The following is an 18,878-nucleotide window of genomic DNA, read 5'->3' as shown; positions in this document are numbered from 1 at the left end:
GCGTGACCCAGCTCACCGGCACGGCACGGATGGCGCAGGAGACCCCTGCGCCATCCGCGCCGCCCCTCCGCAAGGAAGCCGCCTGGCGACGCCGCGACCGGCGCTGGGGATACGTGTTCGTCGGCCCCCAGCTCGTGGGCATGGCCCTTTTCGTGGTGCTGCCGTTCGTGGCGAGCCTCGTGCTGGCGTTCGCCAGCTGGGACGGTCTCACGGACCTCACCTGGGTGGGCTTCGACAACTTCGCCTACCAGCTGCAGGACCCGCTGCTGCTGCGCTCCATCCTGAACACCCTGGCGATCGCCGCGATCACGGTGCCCATCGGCCTCGGGCTGGCCATCGTCGTCGCCGTCGCTCTCGAGCGGCTGAAGACGCGCGCGCTGTACCTGGTGCTGTTCTTCTCGCCGGTCGTCACCGCGACGGTCGCCATCGCGATGATCTGGCAGCAGATGTTCCGGGTGGACGGCGTGCTGTCCACCGCCATCGCGAACACGTTCGGCATCGAGCCGCCGAACTGGCTGCAGGATCCGCGCTTGGCGCTGCTCGCGGTGTGCATCGTCACGGTCTGGTCGTCGCTGGGGCTGAACGTGGTGATATTCCTCGCCGGGCTCCAGAACATCTCGCCGTCGGTGATCGAGGCTGCCCGCATCGACGGCGCGGGCGCCGTACGGCTGCTGTTCAGCATCCGCCTTCCCCTGCTGTCGCCGATCGTGTTCTTCTCGTCGGTGATCGCGTTCATCTCGTCGTTGCAGACCTTCGACATCGTGTACGTGCTGGTATCAGGCGGCGGCCCCGACCACGCGACCCGCACCATCGTCTACCACATCTACGATCTGGGCTTCGGGCGCTTCGAGTTCGGTCCGTCGAGCGCGGCCAGCATCATCCTGCTCGCGCTGACGCTGCTCATCACCGCGATCCAATTCGCGGCCCAGAAGAAGTTCGTGCACTACGAGGACGATCCCGCATGACTCAGCTCAGCACGCCCCCGCTCACCGGCGATCGTCACGCACCGTCGACCGACTCCACGGTGGCCATCGTCGCGCCGGGCACCCGTCGCGGCCGTCCCGGCGGGGCGCCGCGCCGGCGCGCCGGGGCCGTCGCGCTGCACGCTCTGCTCATCGTCGCTGGCGTCTCGATGGTGTTCCCGTTCATCTGGATGCTGCTGACGTCGCTCAAGACGCTGCCGCAGCTGCTGCAGAACCCCCTCGAGTTCCTGCCCAACCCCTGGACCGTCGAGAACTACGCCGCGGCGTGGAACGCCGTGCCGTTCGGGCAGGCCTACCTGAACAGCATCTACATCACCGCGCTCGTCGTGACGGGAACGCTCATCACCGCATCGATGGCCGGCTACGCGTTCGCGCGCATCCGGTTCAGGGGCAGCCGCACGCTGTTCATCGTGTTCCTCGCGACGCAGATGATCCCCGCGCAGGTGACGCTGATCCCGTTCTACCTGCTGATGTCGAATCTCGGCTGGGTGGACTCGCACCTGGCGCTGATCGTGCCCGGCATGATCGCGAACCCGTTCGCCGTGTTCCTGATGCGCCAGTTCGTGCTGTCGCTGCCCAAGGAGCTCGAAGAGGCGGCTCTCGTCGACGGCGCCGGCCGTCTGCGGATCTTCTTCAGCATCGTGCTGCCGAACCTGCGGCCCGGCCTCGCCGCGCTCGCGATCATCACCGCGCTGGGCGTCTGGAACGCGTTCCTGTTCCCGCTGGTGCTGTTGAACTCCCCGGAGCTGTTCACGGTGCCGCTGCTGCTGAACGCATTCGAAGGACAGCACGGATCGGTCAATTACGGCCTCGTCATGGCGGCATCCGCCATCGCGACAGTGCCTATGCTGATCGTGTTCGTCATCGGGCAGCGCAAGATCCTGAACAGCATGGCCGCCTCGGGACTCGGAGGGCGCTGATGGCCGACGTCCTCGCCTCCCTCGTGGGGCGCCATATCGACCTGGTCGCCGCGCCGTTCACGCTGCCGCGCTCCCGCGTGCTCGTGCTCCGCTCCGAGGACGGTGCCGGCGTACGCGTGCACACCTCGGAGTACGAGAAGCGGCTGAGCGACTGCCGCGTGCTGGATGCGGTCGTGGTGACGGATGCCGACGGCGCCGCGCTCCCGGTGGCCGATGTGCTCCCGCACCGGATCGCGTTCTCCGATGTTCTCCGGTCGTCGAGCGAGCACGCCGAAGTGTCCCGGTCGTTGAGCGAGCACCGCGAAGCGGAGCGAGACGAAACGCTTTCACCTGGTCAGGGCGGTTCGTCTCGCTTCGCTCGCTCAACGACCGAGGCCTCCGCGTCCCTCACCTTCGACGGCCCCTCGGCGCTCAGCATCGCCGGCGTCGAGGGCGCGCGAGTCCTCCTGCGTCACCCGGACGGGCGCGTTGAGGAGCATGCGCTCACACCGACTGGCATCCGCTTGCGCGTCGGTGCCGACCGCTCTGTCGCAGTGGAGCCCGGCGACCACCCCGCGGCGCTCGATGCGACCGAGGCGCTCTGGGATGACTGGCTCGGCCGGTGCCCCCGGGTGCGCGACGACCTGCAGCAGATGGCCGCCTTCTGCTGGTGGGTGCTCGGGGCCAACATCGTCGAACTGCCCTCCCTCGGCGGCGCCAGGGCCGTGGTGCCGTCGAAGATCGGTTACGTCGGCCTGTGGCAGTGGGACGCGTACTTCATCGCGGTGGGGCTGCGGCACGGCGACCCGGCCCTGGCCCGCGAGCAGCTCCAGCTCGCTTTCCGCTTCGCGCGTGAGGACGGGCAGCTGCCCGATGTCGTGCACGAGGAGGGGGTGCTCGCCACCAGCGACGACCTGCCGGAGAGCGACCGCGCCACGTTGCGCCGTGCCGGGTCGCAGATCGCCGACCCCGACGCGCCGGTGCCGCTGACCAAGCCGCCGCTCGCCGCGTGGGCGCTGCGCAAGGTGCTCGACGCCGAGGACGCCCCGGACTGGGCGCGCGCCCAGCTCGACCGGGTGATCCGCTCGCAGGACTGGTGGTTCTCCGGCTCCGATCTCGACGGTGACGGGATGCCGGAGTACGGGCATCCGTACTCGTCGGGCCTGGACGACAGCCCGATCTTCGACGGACCGATCCCGACCACCGCGCCCGACCTCGGCGCCTACCTCGTGCGGCAGGACCGCGAAATCGCGGCCCTGCTCCGCCGGTACCGTCCGGATGCCGACAGCGCGCCGTTCCTCGCACGCGCCGAGCGCACGGAGCGGCTGCTGCTCGGCCTGTGGGATGCCGGCGACGGCCGCTTCGTCGCGCGCGGCGCCGGCGAGGAGATCCGATCCGACACGATCGTCGGGCTCATGCCGCTGCTCACGGGGAGCTTGCCCGCGGGCATCCGCGATGCGCTGCGCGAGGCCGTCGACGACCCGGCCCGCTTCGCGCTGACCTGGGGGCTTCCCACGGTGGCGGCGTCCGATCCCGATTTCTCGCCCGAGCGGATGTGGCGCGGCCCGGTGTGGATCAACACCAACGTGCTCGTGGCGGAAGGACTCGAGGCGTCGGGCTTTCCCGAGCGCGCCCGCGAACTCCGCGAGCAGACGGTCGGGCTCGTCGTTCACGGGGGCGGTCCCCACGAGTACTTCAACCCGCACACCGGCAGGAAGGCCGAACGCGCCACGACGGCGTTCGGATGGTCTGCCGCGCTGTTCCTCGACCTGGCGGTGGCGCTGAGCTGACCCCGGCGCGGGCGGATCCGGCATCCGTGCGACCACGCCTTGTATTCAATATTCAGATCGACGAAGGAGTCACATGAAGAAGCATCTCGCTCTCGCCACGGCGACCGCCATCGCGGCGGTCGTTCTCGCCGGCTGCGCCACCGGCGGTGTCCCGGCCGCGAAGAAGGACACCGCGCTCGACCCGGATGCGAAGCTCGCGGGCGAGATCACCGTCTGGTCGTGGGACGTGGGCGCCGTCGCCCTGGAGCGGCTGGCGAAGGAATTCGAGAAGAAGCACGACGGCACCACGGTGAACGTCGTCGACGTCGGGTACGACAACGCGTACGACAAGATGTCCGTGGGGTTCCAGGCCGGCACCGGGCTGCCCGACGTCGTGACCATCGAGACCGACCAGGCCGCCGGCTACATCACGCAGTTCCCCGACGGAATGCTGGACCTCACGCCGGTGCTGGGCGACGCCGAGGCAGACTTCGACCCGTTCAAGTGGGCGGCCGGTTCGGATGCCGAGGGAGCGCTGCGCATCGCGCCATGGGACTCCGGGACGGTGGCGCTGTACTACCGCACCGACATCATCGAGCAGGCCGGCGTCGACATCGAAGCCGCCGACACGTGGGACGAGCTCGTCGAGCTCGGGAGGACGGTCAAGAACAAGACCGGTCACACGCTGCTGTCGCTGGACCTCTCCGCCGGTGGTGGCTTCCAGATGCTGCTGCAGCAGCTCGGCAAGGGTCTCTTCGACGAGAACGGCGACATCGCCATCGCCTCTCCCGAGGCGGAGCGTGTGCTGACCCTGCTCAAGGACCTCAACGACGCCGGTCTCCTGAAGAACGTCCGCGGCTGGGACGGCCGCGTCACCTCCGCCAAGGACGGCGACTCCGCCGTCACCGCGGAGGCCGTGTGGTGGATCGGCACGCTGCAGGGCGACGCGGCGGAGCACGCGGGCAAGTACGGCGTGCTGCCGCTCCCCGCGTTCGACGAGGGCGGCGCGCACACCTCGAACAACGGCGGCTCCGGCCTCGCGGTTCCCGCCCAGGCGAAGAACCCGCAGCTGGCCGCCGCTTTCGTCGAGTTCGCGCTGGCGGATGCCGGAAACCAGGCGTCCATGATGCAGAACGAGGGCCTGTTCCCGTCGTACCTGCCCGCGTTGCAGGACGAGCAGTTCTCGGAGCCGGTGGAGTACTTCGGCGGCCAGCCGGTGTACGAGGTGTTCGCGGAACTGACCGGCGAGATCCCGCCGATCGTATACACCGCCGACAGCGCCGAGGCGTCGGACGTCATCGCCAACACGGTCAGCGCAGTGGTGCTGAACGGCGCCGACGCGAAGAAGGCGCTGGCGGATGCCGCGAAGCAGCTGGCCACGTCGACCGGACGCGACATCGCGCAATGACCCTGCTCGCATCCCGTCGGCGCTCGCGCGGGACGGATCCGGGCCGGGCGGGACGCTGGTTCGTCCTGCCCGCCGCGGGCCTGCTCGCCGTCTTCTTCGCCTACCCACTGGTCGCGTCCCTCTGGCAGAGCCTCACCAGCACGGACGCCGGCGTGACGAGCTTCGTCGGCGCAGCGCAGTACCAGCGGCTGCTCGCCGATCCGCTCGTCGCGAAAAGCCTTTTCAACGCCGGGCTGATCCTCATCGTGCAGGTCCCGCTGATGATGGCGCTCGCCGTGGGGCTGGCGTACCTGCTGAACCAGTCCTGGCTGCGGTTCCGGGCGGGGTTCCGCCTGCTGACCTTCCTTCCCGCCGTGACGACGCTCGTGGCGTACGCCGTGGTGTTCCGCGTGCTGCTGGCCACCGACGGCGGAGCGGTGAACCAGCTGCTCGGGCTGGTCGGTATCGCCGCGGTCGACTGGCTCAACAACGAGTGGTGGGCGCGGGTGGCCGTGATCGCCGCGGTCACCTGGCGGTGGACCGGATACAACATGGTGATCATCCTCGCCGGCCTGCAGTCCATTCCCGCCGAGCTGTACGAGGCGGCACGGATCGACGGTGCGAATCGCTGGCAGACCTTCTGGCATGTCATCCTCCCGCAGCTGCGCCCGGTGCTCATCTTCACCGGCGTCACGTCGACGATCGGAGCCCTGCAGCTGTTCGACGAGAACTTCATCCTCACCGGCGGGGGACCGAACGACGCGACCCTCACGCCGGTGCTGTATCTGTACAAGGTCGGATTCCGGCAGTTCGACTTCGGCTACGCGTCCGCGATCGCGTGGATGCTCGTCCTGCTCACCGCGATCATCGCGATCGTGCAGTTCCGCGTGATGAGGGAGAAGCCATGACCCAGCTGGCCACCAGGGCGATCGTCACCGGCCGGGACCCGCGGGACACCGTCAGCCGCGGAGCGGGTGAGGACGGCATCCGCCGGCGCCTCGCGCGGCTGCCGCTTTATGCCCTGCTCGTCATCGCCTCGGCGGTGGCGATCCTGCCGTTCCTATGGATGGTCGTCGCGTCGACGCATCCGACCTCGGCGCTGTTCGGCACGCCGCTGCCGGTGCTGCCCGGCGATCAGCTGTGGGAGAACCTCGCCCGTCTCGAGGAGCGCATCGGGTTCAGCCGGGTCATGCTCAACAGCCTGGGGCTCGCGGTGGTCTACACGGTGTTCAGCTCGCTGGTCAGCATCCTGTGCGGCTACGGCCTGGCGACCTACCGGTTCCGCGGCCGCGGCATCCTGCTCGGCGCGGTGCTGGTGACGATGATGATCCCGATGCAGGTGCTGCTCGTGCCGCTGTTCCAGATCATGGCCGGGCTGGGCTGGATCGACACTTACCAGGCGGTCGTCCTGCCGTTCCTCGCCAACGCGTTCGGCATCTTCCTGATGCGCCAGGGGTTCCTGGACTTCCCGCCCAGCCTGATCGAGGCTGCGCGCATCGACGGCGCATCGGAGCTGAGGACGTTCTACCGGATCGTGCTGCCGGTGGCGAAGCCGCAGATCGCCGCGCTGGTGATCTACACGTTCATCAGCCAGTGGAACTCGTTCATCTGGCCGCTGCTCATGCTGAACACCGAGGAGAACTACACCGTGCCCGTCGCCCTGAACACGATGATCGGGATGAGCCGGGTTGACTACTCCGGTCTCATGCTCGGCTCGCTGCTCGCGACACTGCCCCTCATGCTGCTGTTCCTGGTGTTCCAGAAGCAGTTCGTGTCCGGCCTGCTGGGCGGCGCCGTGAAGGGGTGAGCGATGCGCGTGGGCGGTATCGGATGCCGCAGATGGTGGTGAAACGGCGAGCTGATGGTGATAAAGCGGCGAGGAGCTAATGGTGAAACGGCGAGAAGTTAATGGTAAAACGGCGAGCAGCTACTGGTGAAACGGCGAGCCACGCGATAACCTGAGCGGATGATCGATGAGCCACTCATCCAGCGACTGGCGCGTCCGCGTGTGGAGGACGCGCTCGCCGACACGCGGATCGTCGTGATCCAAGGCGCGAGACAGGTCGGGAAGTCCACGTTGGCCGAACAGGTGCTCGCCGACCGTGCGGGACTGGCCGTCACTCTGGATGATCCTGCGTCACTCGACTTCGCCCGCGCGGATCCCGCAGGATTCGTGGAGCAGGCGCCGGAGGGCATGCTTCTGATCGACGAACTGCAGCGAGCACCGGAACTCGTGGTGGCACTCAAAGCCTCGGTGGATCGGGATAAGCGGCCTGGGCGTTTTCTCGTCACGGGGTCGGCGAACCTGCTCGACCTCTCATCGACGCACGAGTCGCTAGCGGGACGGGCGGAGCGGGTCGACCTCCATCCGCTGAGCCAGCGTGAGCTCGCGGCCTCCGTGGGGTCCTTCGTCGATCTTGCGTTCGCACCGGATTCCCTTGCCCGGCATTCGAGTGCCCTCGTCCGTGAGGACTACCTCGAACGGGCCGTCGCCGGAGGCTATCCCGAGGCGTTGCATCGCTCTTCTTCGCGAAGGCGGAGTGATTGGTACGACGCCTACGTCTCGCAGATCGTGAGGCGAGACGCCCCCGACGTCTCCGGTCTGCAGCGCCTCGCGGACCTTCCCAGACTCTTGCGGCTGATCGCGGCGCGCATGGGCAGCACGATGGTGTGGACATCGCTCGCAGCGGATTCCGGTATCCCCCGGCGGACGCTCGACCCGTACGCGGCGCTACTGGACACCCTCTACCTGACGCATACCCTTCCCGCTTGGGCCGTGAACCTCACGTCTCGCGAGGTGAAGCAGCCGAAGGTCTTCCCGGTCGACTCGGGATTGGCCGCCAGTCTGCTGGGTGTGTCCGCTGCGCAACTCACTCCGACTGCGCCGCTGTCGGGTCAGCTTCTGGAGTGCTTCGTCGTCGGCGAACTGCGCAGGCAGCTGACCTGGGCCGACCGTCGGGCGTCGCTGCACCACTATCGGGACAGTCGTGGCGTCGAGGTCGATGCGGTGCTCGAAGCACCTGACGGCCAGGTCGTGGGCATCGAGATCAAGGCAGCCGCGACGGTTCGGGCGAAAGATGCGGCTGGGCTCAGCATCCTACGTGATCGGCTCGGCGATCGTTTCGTCGCCGGCTACGTTTTGCACACCGGCCCAGCGTCGGTCGCCGTGGGGGAGCGGATCACCGCTGTACCGATGGACGCGCTCTGGGCACCCATCTGACCTACAACCTGTGAGGCGCAAAGCACCCGGGTGGCAGTTTTGGCTATGCTCGCGTCGTGGACCTCACGCTTACTCCGTTGTTCCTGAGTATCAAAGTTCTGACTGAAGAATCTGTGGTAAAGGGCGCGATCGCTGGGTTGCTTCACGAGTTCAACGTTCCGAAGGATTGGGGCGGCGAGAGTAGTGATCTTTGCACGTTGAATCTAAGAGTCGCTGGGAAGCAGATGTCGTCCGCGTGGTTACTATGCTCGGGGCGTTTGCTCATGACATGAGGTGCCCAAGGCGATACATGGTCCTCGAGGGCGACGCTACAGGAAAGATTCTCCGCGGTTCAGGACATGTGATTGCCAACGGTGCTTGGCGTCCGGCGGGGACGACCTGAGCCTCGGAGTTGAAGTAAGCGCGGCGGATGCCTCCGACACGAACCGCCGCAGTGCCTCCGGCCGTTTCGTCTCGCTTCGCTCGCTCAACGACCGGGGCGCGTCGAGTTCAGCCGAAGTACGGGCTCGACGCGTTGTCGAGGATGCGCCGCATGCCGTGCGTCCAGTTGATCTTGAGCGCCTCGATCGCGCCGGGAACGTCGCCCGCCTTCAGGTGACGGGCGATCTCGCCGTGCTCGGCGGCGACGCGTTCGACCTTGACGTCCTCGGGGACCAGCAGCGACTCATAGCGGTGGAAGGCGCTGCGGACGTTCTCGATCACGTCGAGCAGCCGACGGTTCGGACAGGCCGACAGCATGATCGAGTGCCATTCGTCGTCCTTGGTGATGATCAGCCGGTGCTCGACCAGTTCCTCGGCGAATGCGTCGGCCAGCTCCGCCAGGCGCCCGCCGATGCGACGCAGCTCGTCCACCGGTGAGAGCTCCAGCGCCAGGCTCTCAAGGGCGGCCATGACGGGAGCGAGTTCCTCGAACTCGTCTGCGGACAGCGGTACGAAACGGAATCCCTTTCCGTTCTCACTGGTGATCTGTCCCTCGGACTCCAGGGCGATGAGCGCCTCGCGCAGCGGCGTTCGGCTCACGCCGAGCTCTGCGGCCAGCTGTACCTCGTTGATGCTCTGCCCCGGCTGCGCCTGCCCCGACCGCATCCGCGCGAGAAGCTCCTCGCGGACTTGCGATCGGAGGTTCTTGCGTTCGATTGCCATGGCATCCCCTTCTGGACAAGCGCAAGCCTATGGGTTGACGACCTCGCGGCGAGTGACTTACGCTGTGTATACAGAATACAAAGGACAGCGCCTCCGCGCCAGAGGCGGGCGGCAGTGATCCGGCATCCCAGCAGACTCAGAGAGGAGCCTTCGTGGCCGCATCCCGCGACGACGACCGCATCCGCCCCGTCCGCATCGACTGCCTCGCCTTCGGCGGAGACTACAACCCCGACCAGTGGTCCGAGGAGACCTGGCACGAGGACATCCGCCTCATGAAGGAAGCCGGGGTCACGATGGTGAGCCTGCCGATCTTCAGCTGGCCGCAGCTGGAACCTGAGCCGGGGGTGTACGACTGGCGCTGGCTCGATCGCATCCTCGATCTGCTGCATGACAACGGCATCCGCATCGACCTCGCGACAGCCACCGCGACCCCGCCATCGTGGCTGCTGCGCGCCCACCCCGAGATGGCGCCGTGGGATGCCGAGGGGCACCGTCTCGAGTTCGGCTCCCGTCAGACCTATTGCCCGTCGTCGCCGATCTGGCGCGAGAACGTCGAGCGGATGACACGGGCGATGGCCGAGCGCTACGGCGCGCACCCCGGACTCGCGATGTGGCACATCTCGAACGAGTACGGCGACCACACCTCGCGATGCTGGTGCCCGGAGTCGGCGAAGCACTTCCGCCGCTGGCTGCAGGACCGCTATGGCGACCTCGACGGCCTGAACGAAGCGTGGGGCGTCAACGTGTGGGGTCAGCGCTACACGTCGTGGGATCACATCGAGACGCCGAGGAAGGCCCCCGGGCCGATCAACCCGACCAAACTGCTCGATTTCGAGCGGTTCAGCTCCGACGCCCTGCTGGAGCTGTTCCAGATCGAGATCGACGTGCTCCGCGAGGTCACCCCCGACATCGCCGTGACCACGAACTTCATGAGCATGTTCCGCGACTTGGACTACTGGGACTTCGCCGAGCGTGAGGACGTCGTCACCGACGACGCCTACCCGGACCCGGCCGACCCGACGTCGCACGTCGGCGCGGCGCTGAACTACGGGCTCATGCGCTCCCTCAAGGGCGGCCGACCGTGGCTGCTGCTGGAGTCGTCGGTGAGCGCGACCAGCTGGCGGGACGTGAACGTGCCGAAGGCCCCCGGAAAGATCCGGGTGGAGAGCCTGCAGGCTGTCGCGCACGGCTCGGACGCGGTGATGTTCTTCCAGTGGCGGCAGGCGAAGTACGGCCAGGAGAAGTTCCACTCGTCGATGCTGGGTCACCGCGGTGAGCGTTCGCGCAGCTTCCAGGAGACGAAGGCACTCGGCAACGAGCTCAAGCGCCTCGAGGCGGTGCGCGGCACGCGGGTGCGCTCACGTGTCGCCCTGGTCGTCGACTGGGATTCCTGGTGGGGTTCCAGCGCCGTCGAGTCGCTGCCGTCGCAGCGCCTGCAATGGGCGCAGCAGGCCAGAGCGTGGCATCGGGCCCTCTACTCGCTCGGCCACGCGGTCGACACCGTGCGCGCCACCGGACCATTCGACGGCTACGACCTCGTGGTCGTTCCTAACCTGTACATCGTCGAGCGGCCACAGGCCGACGCGTTGTGCGTGTTCGTGGAGCGCGGCGGCAACCTCGTGGTGGGCCCCTTCTCGGGCGTCGTCGACGCCACCGAGAAGGTGCACGACGGGGGCGCCCCGGGCCCGCTGCGCCGACTGCTCGGGGTGGAGGTCGACGAGCAGTGGCCGCTCGCCGACGGGCTCGCCGAGCGCATCGACTACGCCGGCCGCCTGCTCAAGGTCCCGCATTGGGCCGAATGGATCGAGGCGGATGCCGACGTGGAGGTCCGCGGACGCTACGCCTCCGGCGTGCTCGAAGGGCTGCCGGCGATCACCCGCCGCCCCAGCGGTGAGGGCTCGGCCTGGTACATCAGCGCAAAGCTGGAGCACGACGGCCTGCTGACGGTGTTCCGCGACATCCTGCGCTGCTCGGGGCTGCCCGCCCGTGATGAGGCCTGCGTCGACGCGGAGGCCGTCACCCGCGCCGACGACAACACCGACTACACCTTCCTCCTCAACCACGGCACCGAGCCGGTCGCGTTCTCGCTGCCGGCATCCGGAGTCGACCTCCTCTCCGGGAACGAGGTCGCCGACCGCGTCGAGCTCGGTGCCTTCGGCGTTGCCGTCGTCGTGTCGCCGCGCGCGGCATCCGTCCCGTTCATCACCGTGACCACCCCATCCGCGAAGGAGCGAGCATGACGCCGACGTTCGTGCATCCATACATCCCCAACACCGCGCCCGACGTCAAGCAGGCCATGCTCGACGCGGTCGGCGCGGAGTCCGTCGAGGACTTCTACATCGACGTGCCGGAGGAGCTGCGCCTGCGACGGGCACTCGATCTGCCGGAGCCGTTGCCCGCCGAGCACGACCTGGCGCGCCACGTCCGCGGCATCCTCGCGAAGAACCGCTCCACTGAGGAGCGGCTGAGCTTCCTCGGAGCTGGGACGTACAACCATCACGTGCCGGCCGTCGTCGACGAGGTGATCCGCCGTAGCGAGTTCCTCACCGCCTACGCCGGAGAGCCGTACGAGGACCACGGCCGGTTCCAGGCCCTGTTCGAGTACCAGTCGCTGATGGCGGAATTGCTGGCGATGGATGTCGTCAACGTGCCCACGTACGACGGCTACCAGGCCACGGCCACCGGCCTGGCGATGGCCGGCCGGCTGACCGGCCGTCGGCGGGTGCTGGCGCTCAGCGACGTGCTTCCGGAGAAGCTGTCGAAGGTGCACGACTACATCCGCACCGACCTGGACATCGAGCAGCTCGCACCGGCCGGCGGCACCGCAGACCTCGCGGCGCTGCAGCACCGCCTCGACGACGAGGTCGCCGCCGTATGGATCGAGACACCGAGCGCCACCGGCGCCGTCGAGACGCGGCTCGCCGAGATCGCTGAGGCGGCCCACGCCGTGGGAGCTGTCGTCGTGGTCGGCACGGATCCGATCGGGTATGGCGTACTCACCCCGCCCGCACTGCAGGGAGCCGACATCGTCACAGGGGACATCCAGTCTCTCGGCCTGCACCAGTGGTTCGGCGGCGCCCACGCCGGCTTCATCGCCGTGCACGACGACCCGCGCTTCGTGATGGAGATGCCGTCGCGTCTGTTCGGACTCGAGGCCACCGACGTGCCGGGGGAGTACGGCTTCGGCGACGTGGCCTACGAGCGCACGTCGTTCGCACAGCGCGAGGACGGCAAGGAGTGGGTCGGCACAGCGGCCGCGCTGTGGGGCATCGCCGCAGGCGTGTACCTGTCGCTCATGGGACCCACCGGAATGGCGGAGCTGGGCGAACTGCTCCTGGCCCGCACCCGCTACGCGCAGCAGAGGCTCGCCGCCATCCCCGGCATCGAGCTGGGCGACGACGCGCTGCACCTACGCGAGTTCACCCTCACTTTCTCAGACATGCGGGCCGCCGACGTCGTCACGGCTCTGCGTGGCCAGGGCATCGAACCGGGCGTCGTCGTCGACGAGCAGACTCTGCTCGTCTGCGTCACCGACACCACGTCCGCCACTGACATCGACCGACTGGCGCACGCGCTCGCCGCCGCGCTCGGCACACCCGGCGCGACCGCCGACATCACGAAGGAGTCGAAGTGAGCCTGCCCATCGCCCCCACCACCGGTCCCCGCCGCTTCCACCAGGCGAGCTGGAACGAACCGATCGTCTTCGAACTGTCCACGCCGGGCGAGCGCGGCATCGCGGTGCCCGCCGTCGAGCCCGCTGTGCGCGATGCCGTCGGTGATGTCCTTGCCTCCCTGCCCGAGGGGATGCGCCGCCCCGCGCCGCCCGCGCTGCCCGAGATCGCGCAGATGCGGGTGCTCAAGCACTACCTGCGGCTGTCACAGGAGAACCTCGGCTCCGACCTGAACGTCGACATCGGCCAGGGCACCTGCACCATCAAGTACTCGCCCAAGATCAACGACCAGCTCATCGAGGTGCCGCAGCTGCGCGCACTGCACCCCGCGCAGGACCCTGCCGACACGCAGGGCGCCCTCGAACTGATCTGGCGCCTGGAGCGGCTGATGGCCGAGATCTCCGGAATGGATGCCGTCTCGCTGGCCTCCCCCGGCGGATCGGCGGGCATCTGGACGAACATCGCCATGATCCGTGCGTATCACGAGTCGCGCGGTGAGGGGGAACAGCGCGACGAGGTCATCACCACGATCTTCAGCCACCCGTCCAACGCCGCAGCCGCGAAGGTCGCCGGCTACAAGGTCATCACCATCTACCCGGATGCCGACGGGTACCCCGACCTCGGCGCGCTCAAGGCGGCGCTGTCCGAGCGCACCGCGGCGATCATGGTGACCAACCCCGAGGACACCGGCATCTACAACCCGGCGATCAAGGAGTGGGTCGACGCGGCGCACGCCGTGGGCGCCCTCGCCTCGTACGACCAGGCGAACGCCGCCGGCATCCTCGGCATCACCCGCGCCCGCGACGCCGGGTTCGACGTCTGCCAGTTCAACCTGCACAAGACGTTCTCCGCCCCGCACGGCAGCGGCGGCCCCGGCGCGGCAGCCAACGCCGTCACCGCCGAGCTCGCTCCGTTCCTCCCCGGCCCGAGGGTCGAACAGGTGGACGACCGGTTCGTCGTGCGCGGGCCGGGCGAGCTGTCGATCGGTCACGTCGCGCCCGCGCACGGCGTCATCCTGCACGTGGTACGCGCCTACGCGTGGATCATGGCGCTGGGCGCCGAGGGCCTGCTCGCCGCGTCGCAGATCGCAGTGCTGAACAACAACTACCTGCTGAAGAAGGTGCTCGAGATCCCCGGTGCCTCCGCGCCCTACGCCACCGGGCGCCGGCGCATCGAGCAGGTGCGCTACTCGTGGCAGGAGTTGTTCGAGGAGACCGGCATCACGTCGGAGGAGATCGGCATCCGCATGGCCGACTACGGCTTCCACTACTGGACCAGCCACCACCCGTACATCGTGCCGCAGCCGTTCACGCTCGAGCCCACCGAGTGCTATTCGAAGGCGGAGATCGACGAGTACGTGACGGCGCTCGCCACCGTGGCACAGGAGGCGCGGCAGAACCCGGAACTGGTCCGCACGGCACCGCACAACCAGACCGTGCACCACACGCACCACGACGACCTCGACGACCCGGAGCGCTGGGCGATCACCTGGCGCGCCTATCGCCGCAAGTACTTCGGCGAGTTCAGGGCGGACGCCGTGCAGCCGGCGCTCGAGGGGGCCGGCGCCGCGTGATCGGCCTGGTCGTCAACCCTGTCGCCGGAGTCGGCGGGCCCGCGGGCCTTGCCGGCTCCGACGGCGCGGACGTGCAGCGGCGCGCTCAGGCGCGCGGCGCGCGGTCGCGCGTGCAGGAACGGACGGCCGCAACGCTCGGGGTGCTCGCGCAGCGGCATCCGGGTCTCGTCGTCGTCACCGCGGCAGGGGCGATGGGGGCGGACGCCGTGCGCGCCGCGGGCCTGACCCCGAGCGTGGTGCACGCCGCCGCCGCGCTCACCGTGACCACCGGCGCGGACGCGTCCCGCGCCGTCGCCGCGGTCGCAGCGGCGGGGGCGACGTTGATCCTCGTCGCCGGTGGGGACGGAACGCTGCGCGACGCCGCGGCGGGTCTCGGCGCCGCGGCGTTCACAACTCAGGAAGAATCGGCTGTTCCGGCCGCGGACGGACTGGATCGGGGGCTCCCTGCCTCATCGCTCCTGAGTTGTGAACACCGGCCGGCGGTGCTCGGCATCCCGTGCGGCGTGAAGATGTACTCGCCCGTGTTCGCGGTGAGCCCCCGCGCCGCAGGGGCGCTCGCGGCCGACTGGGTCGCGGAGGGTGGGCTTCCGACCGCGGACCGGGAGGTGCTCGACGTCGACGAGGCCGCCATGCGCCGCGCCCGCGTCGATCCGCAGCTGTTCGGAATGCTGCGCGTACCGTACCGGGTCGGTCGCACCCAAGCGCGAAAAGCGGCGACACCGGCCTCCGAGGCGGCCGCTGTCGCGGCCGCGGCACGAGGAGTCGTCGCCGCCATGCAGTCGGGTGTGCGCTATCTGCTCGGGCCCGGCGGCACGACCGCCGAGATCGCCAGGCAGCTCGGTCTGGAGAAGTCCCCCCTGGGCGTGGACGTCGTGCTCGACGGTGCGATCGTCCGGCGCGAGGCCAGCGAGAGCGAACTGCTCGCTGAGGTGGGGGCCGGCCCGGCGCAGGCCGTCGTGACGGTCATCGGAGGGCAGGGGTTCCTGCTCGGTCGCGGCAACCAGCAGTTGTCGGCCGCGGTCCTCCGCGCGCTCGGCGACGACCCGCTCATCGCCGTGGCGCCGGAGCAGAAACTGCTCGACCTCGCCGGACGCCCCCTCCTCGTCGACACCGGCGATCCCGACCTCGACGCCCGGCTCGCCGGGCACATCCGCGTCATCACGGGCACGGCGTCCACCAGCCTGTACGCTGTCGCGGCGCCCGAGACACTCCCCATCTGAACCAGCCATCCGGAAGGAAACCCATGCAGCTCGAGAGCAAGAAGGCGATCGTCACCGGCGGTGCCGGCGGCATCGGCCGCGCCACCTCCCTCGCCTTCGCCGCGGAGGGCGCGGCCGTCGCGGTCGTCGACCTGAACGCCGTGGCCGCCGAGGCCGTCGCCCAGGAGATCCGCGCGGCCGGCGGCACAGCGATCGCCATCGGTGCCGACGTGTCGAGCGAGGACGACATCCGCCGCGTCGTCGAGACGGCGAACACCGAGCTCGGCGGCATCGACGTCGTCTTCAACAACGCGGGCATCATCCGGCGTACCACGGCCGTCGAGACGACGGTCGAGGAATGGGACCGGGTGTTCGGCGTCAACGTCCGCGCGATCTTCCTGATGTGCAAGCACGTGGTGCCGATCATGAAGGCATCAGGTGGCGGCTCGATCATCAACACCGGCTCCGGATGGGGCCTCAAGGGCGGTGGCCGCGCGATCTCGTACTGCGCCTCGAAGGGCGCGGTCGTGAACATGACCCGCGCGCTCGCAATCGACCACGGCCCGGACGGCATCCGCGTCAACTCCGTCAACCCCGGCGACGTCGACACCGGGATGCTGCGCGAGGAGGCACGTCAGCTCGGTCAGGCGGAAGACGGATTCCTCGCCGAGGCGGCCGACCGGCCACTGCGCCGCATGGGGCAGCCGACCGAGATCGCGAGCGCGGTGGTATGGCTGGCGAGCGATGCTTCGTCCTACGTCACCGGCTCGGCACTCGTCGTTGACGGCGGCGGGATCGCCTGACCGGGTTCGACCTCGAGGACGGTGGTGCGGATCACCCCGCCGCCCGCCGCCGGGGCGTCGAAGCGCACCGGCATCCCGGGGTGGGCGAGGGCGAACCAGAACGTCGCAGGGACGGCATCCGGCTCGTCGCGCGTCTCGTAGCGGAGGCATTCGAGCCTACCCAGCGGCAGGTCCACGGTCTCGGACGTCACGGTCGTGCGGTCGGCCGCGAAGGCGGCGTGCTCTTGCAGCTCGCGCCAGGTGACCCGTCGGGACGACAGCTCGCCCGGCGCGTCCGTGCGCCACTGCTCCAGCGTGGCGCCCTCGTCATCCCCGTCTCGGAACCGGTTGACCCGCTCGTAGCTCGTGCCGTCTGGTTGCTCGACGCGCAGCAGGATCGTCTTGCCCGCGCGGCTCGACTCGCGGATCTCCGCCGCCGTGAACGGGGTGGGCAGCAGGCCGGGCCCGAGCACGTGATCGTCGGTCATGGTCACATTGTGCGCCCGGATGGCGATGCGGGGGAGTAGCGTGAGCGGCATCCGATCAGGCATCGAGTGAGGAGGCGTCATGGTTCCCGAGATCAACTACTGGGCCGTGCTGATCGCGACCGCGTCGAGCATGGTGGTCGGCGCCGTCTGGTACGCGCCGAAGGTGTTCGGCACCCGCTGGTCGCGGTTGGCGGGCGTCGACATGGATCGGCCGGCGAACAGCGCGACCATGGCGATCGTGACGACCGTCATCGTGAGCTTCATCACCGCCTGGGTGCTCGCCGGCGCGTCGTCGATCGCCTGGCACTTCTACGAGGGCTCGTACTTCTGGGCGGCTGTCGTGACGGCGGTGACGCTCTGGACAGGGTTCACGGCCGCCCGCTTCATCACCCACGACGCGTTCGAGGGGCGCTCCACCAGGCTCACGACGCTGAACATCGGATTCGAGCTGGTCACCCTGCTGGTGATGGCGATCATCATCGGCGTCTGGCCTCCCGCCGGGATCTGATCCCACGCGGCCGTGCAGCGTCGAGCGCACGGGAAGTCGTCGAGCGCACCGCTTATCGCCGTCGCCAGGCCGTGCACTCGGCGGGATGCCGTGCGTTCGGCGCACACGAAGCGCCGCGGCGCCGCGCGAGCTAGGCCGCGACGCGGGCGACGGCGTTGATCGCGCTCTGGAAGAACCCGAGCCCGTCCACGCCGGAGCGCATGGCCGCGGAGGTGTCCGGGCCGAAGCCGGGCTCGGTGGCGTGCTCGGGGTGGGGCATGAGGCCGACCACGTTCCCGGCCTCGTTGGTGAGTCCGGCGATGTCGCGCAGCGACCCGTTCGGGTTCACGCCGGCGTAGCGGAACGCGACGAGCCCCTCGCCCTCCAGACGGTCGAGCGTGTCCTCGTCGGCGATGTAACCGCCCTCGCCGTTCTTCAGCGGGATGACGATCTCCTGGCCCTTCGAGAACGTGTTCGTCCACGCGGTGTCGTGGTTCTCGACGATCAGACGCTGGTCGCGCCGCACGAAGTGCTGGTGGTCGTTGCGGATCAGGCCGCCCGGAAGCAGGTGCGCCTCGACGAGCATCTGGAAGCCGTTGCAGATGCCCAGGACGGGCATGCCCTTGGCGGCGGCATCCTTCACCTCGGTCATGATCGGCGAGAGAGCGGCGATCGCGCCGGAGCGCAGGTAGTCGCCGTAGCTGAACCCGCCGGGCAGCACCAGCGCGTCCACGCCCTCGAGGTCGTGCGAACCGTGCCAGAGCGCCACCGGTTCGGCGCCGGCGAGCCGAACCGCCCGCTGCGCGTCGCGGTCGTCCAGCGAACCGGGGAAGGTGATGACCCCGATGCGGACCGTCATTCCGCGACCTCGACGCCCACGACGTCCTCGATGACCGAGTTCGACAGCACGTCCTCGGCCACGCGGCGCGCCTCGGCCAGCACCTCGTCGGTGACCTCGCCGTCCACGGTCAGCTCGAACCGCTTGCCGATGCGCACCTGGCTGAAGCTCTCGACGCCGAGACGTGCGAATGCACCGGACACGGCCTTCCCCTGCGGGTCGAGAAGCTCGGCCTTGGGCATGACGTCGACGACGATGGTGGGCATGCTGTGATTCTACGGGATCGCGCCGAGGGCGTTCGGCTCGTGCGGATGCCGGACCAGCGGATGCCGCAGGAGACTGCGATGCGCGGGCGAGACGCGGCGAAGAGGGGATGTCCGGACGGAGGCGAAGCCCCCTCCACCCTCCGTCCGGATCTGCCGAAACATCCCCAGCGTGC

Annotated in this window: 17 protein-coding genes; 13 read left to right on the top strand and 4 right to left on the bottom strand. The window is 69.0% G+C overall.

Annotation, left to right across the window (positions count from 1 at the left end; genetic code table 11):
* The first annotated feature begins 2 nt into the window (after nt 1–2).
* The 7 genes from RIF65_RS13975 (at nt 3) to RIF65_RS13945 (ending at nt 8,258) form a co-directional block, all read left to right on the top strand.
* Nucleotides 3–965 carry a carbohydrate ABC transporter permease gene (locus RIF65_RS13975; protein ID WP_309064839.1) on the top strand — a complete coding sequence of 321 codons (963 nt, stop codon included), beginning with the start codon at nt 3–5 and terminating at the stop codon, nt 963–965.
* On the top strand, nt 962–1,903 hold the full coding sequence (locus RIF65_RS13970; protein ID WP_309064838.1) for a carbohydrate ABC transporter permease: 942 nt from the start codon (nt 962–964) through the stop codon (nt 1,901–1,903). Before RIF65_RS13975 ends, RIF65_RS13970 begins: the two co-directional genes overlap by 4 nt.
* The gene (locus RIF65_RS13965) at nt 1,903–3,672 is read left to right on the top strand and encodes an amylo-alpha-1,6-glucosidase (protein WP_309064837.1); all 1,770 of its coding nucleotides are present in this window, start codon (nt 1,903–1,905) and stop codon (nt 3,670–3,672) included. The genes RIF65_RS13970 and RIF65_RS13965 overlap by 1 nt, the downstream gene beginning before the upstream one ends.
* A gap of 73 nt (nt 3,673–3,745) precedes the next feature.
* On the top strand, nt 3,746–5,059 hold the full coding sequence (locus RIF65_RS13960; RefSeq protein ID WP_309064836.1) for an ABC transporter substrate-binding protein: 1,314 nt from the start codon (nt 3,746–3,748) through the stop codon (nt 5,057–5,059).
* Entirely contained in the window at nt 5,056–5,946 is an 891-nt protein-coding gene (locus RIF65_RS13955) for a carbohydrate ABC transporter permease (RefSeq protein WP_309064835.1), read from the top strand. The genes RIF65_RS13960 and RIF65_RS13955 overlap by 4 nt, the downstream gene beginning before the upstream one ends.
* Entirely contained in the window at nt 5,943–6,845 is a 903-nt protein-coding gene (locus RIF65_RS13950; RefSeq protein WP_309064834.1) for a carbohydrate ABC transporter permease, read from the top strand. Before RIF65_RS13955 ends, RIF65_RS13950 begins: the two co-directional genes overlap by 4 nt.
* 159 nt (nt 6,846–7,004) lie before the next feature.
* Complete coding sequence (locus RIF65_RS13945) at nt 7,005–8,258, top strand: ATP-binding protein (RefSeq protein ID WP_309064833.1); 1,254 nt, start codon at nt 7,005–7,007, stop codon at nt 8,256–8,258.
* 489 nt (nt 8,259–8,747) lie between these two features.
* Here RIF65_RS13945 and RIF65_RS13940 read toward each other — a convergent pair whose 3' ends face one another.
* A complete protein-coding gene (locus RIF65_RS13940) occupies nt 8,748–9,401 on the bottom strand; it encodes a GntR family transcriptional regulator (protein ID WP_309064832.1) in 654 nt (217 codons plus the stop codon).
* A gap of 152 nt (nt 9,402–9,553) precedes the next feature.
* Here RIF65_RS13940 and RIF65_RS13935 point away from each other — a divergent pair, with 152 nt between their 5' ends.
* From RIF65_RS13935 to RIF65_RS13915, 5 genes are read left to right on the top strand one after another with little or no spacing between them, the layout of a single operon-like run.
* A complete protein-coding gene (locus RIF65_RS13935) occupies nt 9,554–11,641 on the top strand; it encodes a beta-galactosidase (protein WP_309064831.1) in 2,088 nt (695 codons plus the stop codon).
* Entirely contained in the window at nt 11,638–13,035 is a 1,398-nt protein-coding gene (gcvPA, locus tag RIF65_RS13930; protein ID WP_309064830.1) for an aminomethyl-transferring glycine dehydrogenase subunit GcvPA, read from the top strand. The genes RIF65_RS13935 and gcvPA overlap by 4 nt, the downstream gene beginning before the upstream one ends.
* A complete protein-coding gene (gcvPB, locus tag RIF65_RS13925; protein WP_309064829.1) occupies nt 13,032–14,645 on the top strand; it encodes an aminomethyl-transferring glycine dehydrogenase subunit GcvPB in 1,614 nt (537 codons plus the stop codon). Before gcvPA ends, gcvPB begins: the two co-directional genes overlap by 4 nt.
* Complete coding sequence (locus RIF65_RS13920; RefSeq protein WP_309064828.1) at nt 14,642–15,865, top strand: ATP-NAD kinase family protein; 1,224 nt, start codon at nt 14,642–14,644, stop codon at nt 15,863–15,865. Before gcvPB ends, RIF65_RS13920 begins: the two co-directional genes overlap by 4 nt.
* Nucleotides 15,866–15,888: 23 nt before the next feature.
* Entirely contained in the window at nt 15,889–16,647 is a 759-nt protein-coding gene (locus tag RIF65_RS13915) for an SDR family NAD(P)-dependent oxidoreductase (RefSeq protein ID WP_309064827.1), read from the top strand.
* On the opposite strand, the gene RIF65_RS13910 is transcribed toward RIF65_RS13915, so the two are convergent.
* Entirely contained in the window at nt 16,599–17,114 is a 516-nt protein-coding gene (locus RIF65_RS13910) for a hypothetical protein (protein ID WP_309064826.1), read from the bottom strand. The two genes, RIF65_RS13915 and RIF65_RS13910, sit on opposite strands and share 49 nt — an antisense overlap.
* Nucleotides 17,115–17,193: 79 nt before the next feature.
* Here RIF65_RS13910 and RIF65_RS13905 point away from each other — a divergent pair, with 79 nt between their 5' ends.
* Nucleotides 17,194–17,622: a DUF1761 domain-containing protein gene (locus tag RIF65_RS13905; RefSeq protein WP_309064825.1), complete on the top strand. Its 429-nt coding sequence runs from the start codon at nt 17,194–17,196 to the stop codon at nt 17,620–17,622.
* A 130-nt stretch (nt 17,623–17,752) separates the two neighbouring features.
* Here the strand turns inward: RIF65_RS13905 and purQ are convergent, their stop codons facing one another.
* Nucleotides 17,753–18,460: a phosphoribosylformylglycinamidine synthase subunit PurQ gene (gene purQ / locus RIF65_RS13900; RefSeq protein ID WP_309064824.1), complete on the bottom strand. Its 708-nt coding sequence runs from the start codon at nt 18,458–18,460 to the stop codon at nt 17,753–17,755.
* Nucleotides 18,457–18,705, bottom strand: coding sequence for a phosphoribosylformylglycinamidine synthase subunit PurS (purS, locus tag RIF65_RS13895; protein WP_309064823.1), 249 nt, complete (start codon nt 18,703–18,705; stop codon nt 18,457–18,459). The genes purQ and purS overlap by 4 nt, the downstream gene beginning before the upstream one ends.
* Nucleotides 18,706–18,878 lie beyond the last annotated feature (173 nt).

It is taken from the genome of Microbacterium sp. (assembly GCF_031180975.1).
In the GTDB taxonomy this organism is placed as follows: Bacteria; Actinomycetota; Actinomycetes; order Actinomycetales; family Microbacteriaceae; genus Microbacterium.
This window is presented reverse-complemented; position numbering and strand designations above follow the sequence as displayed.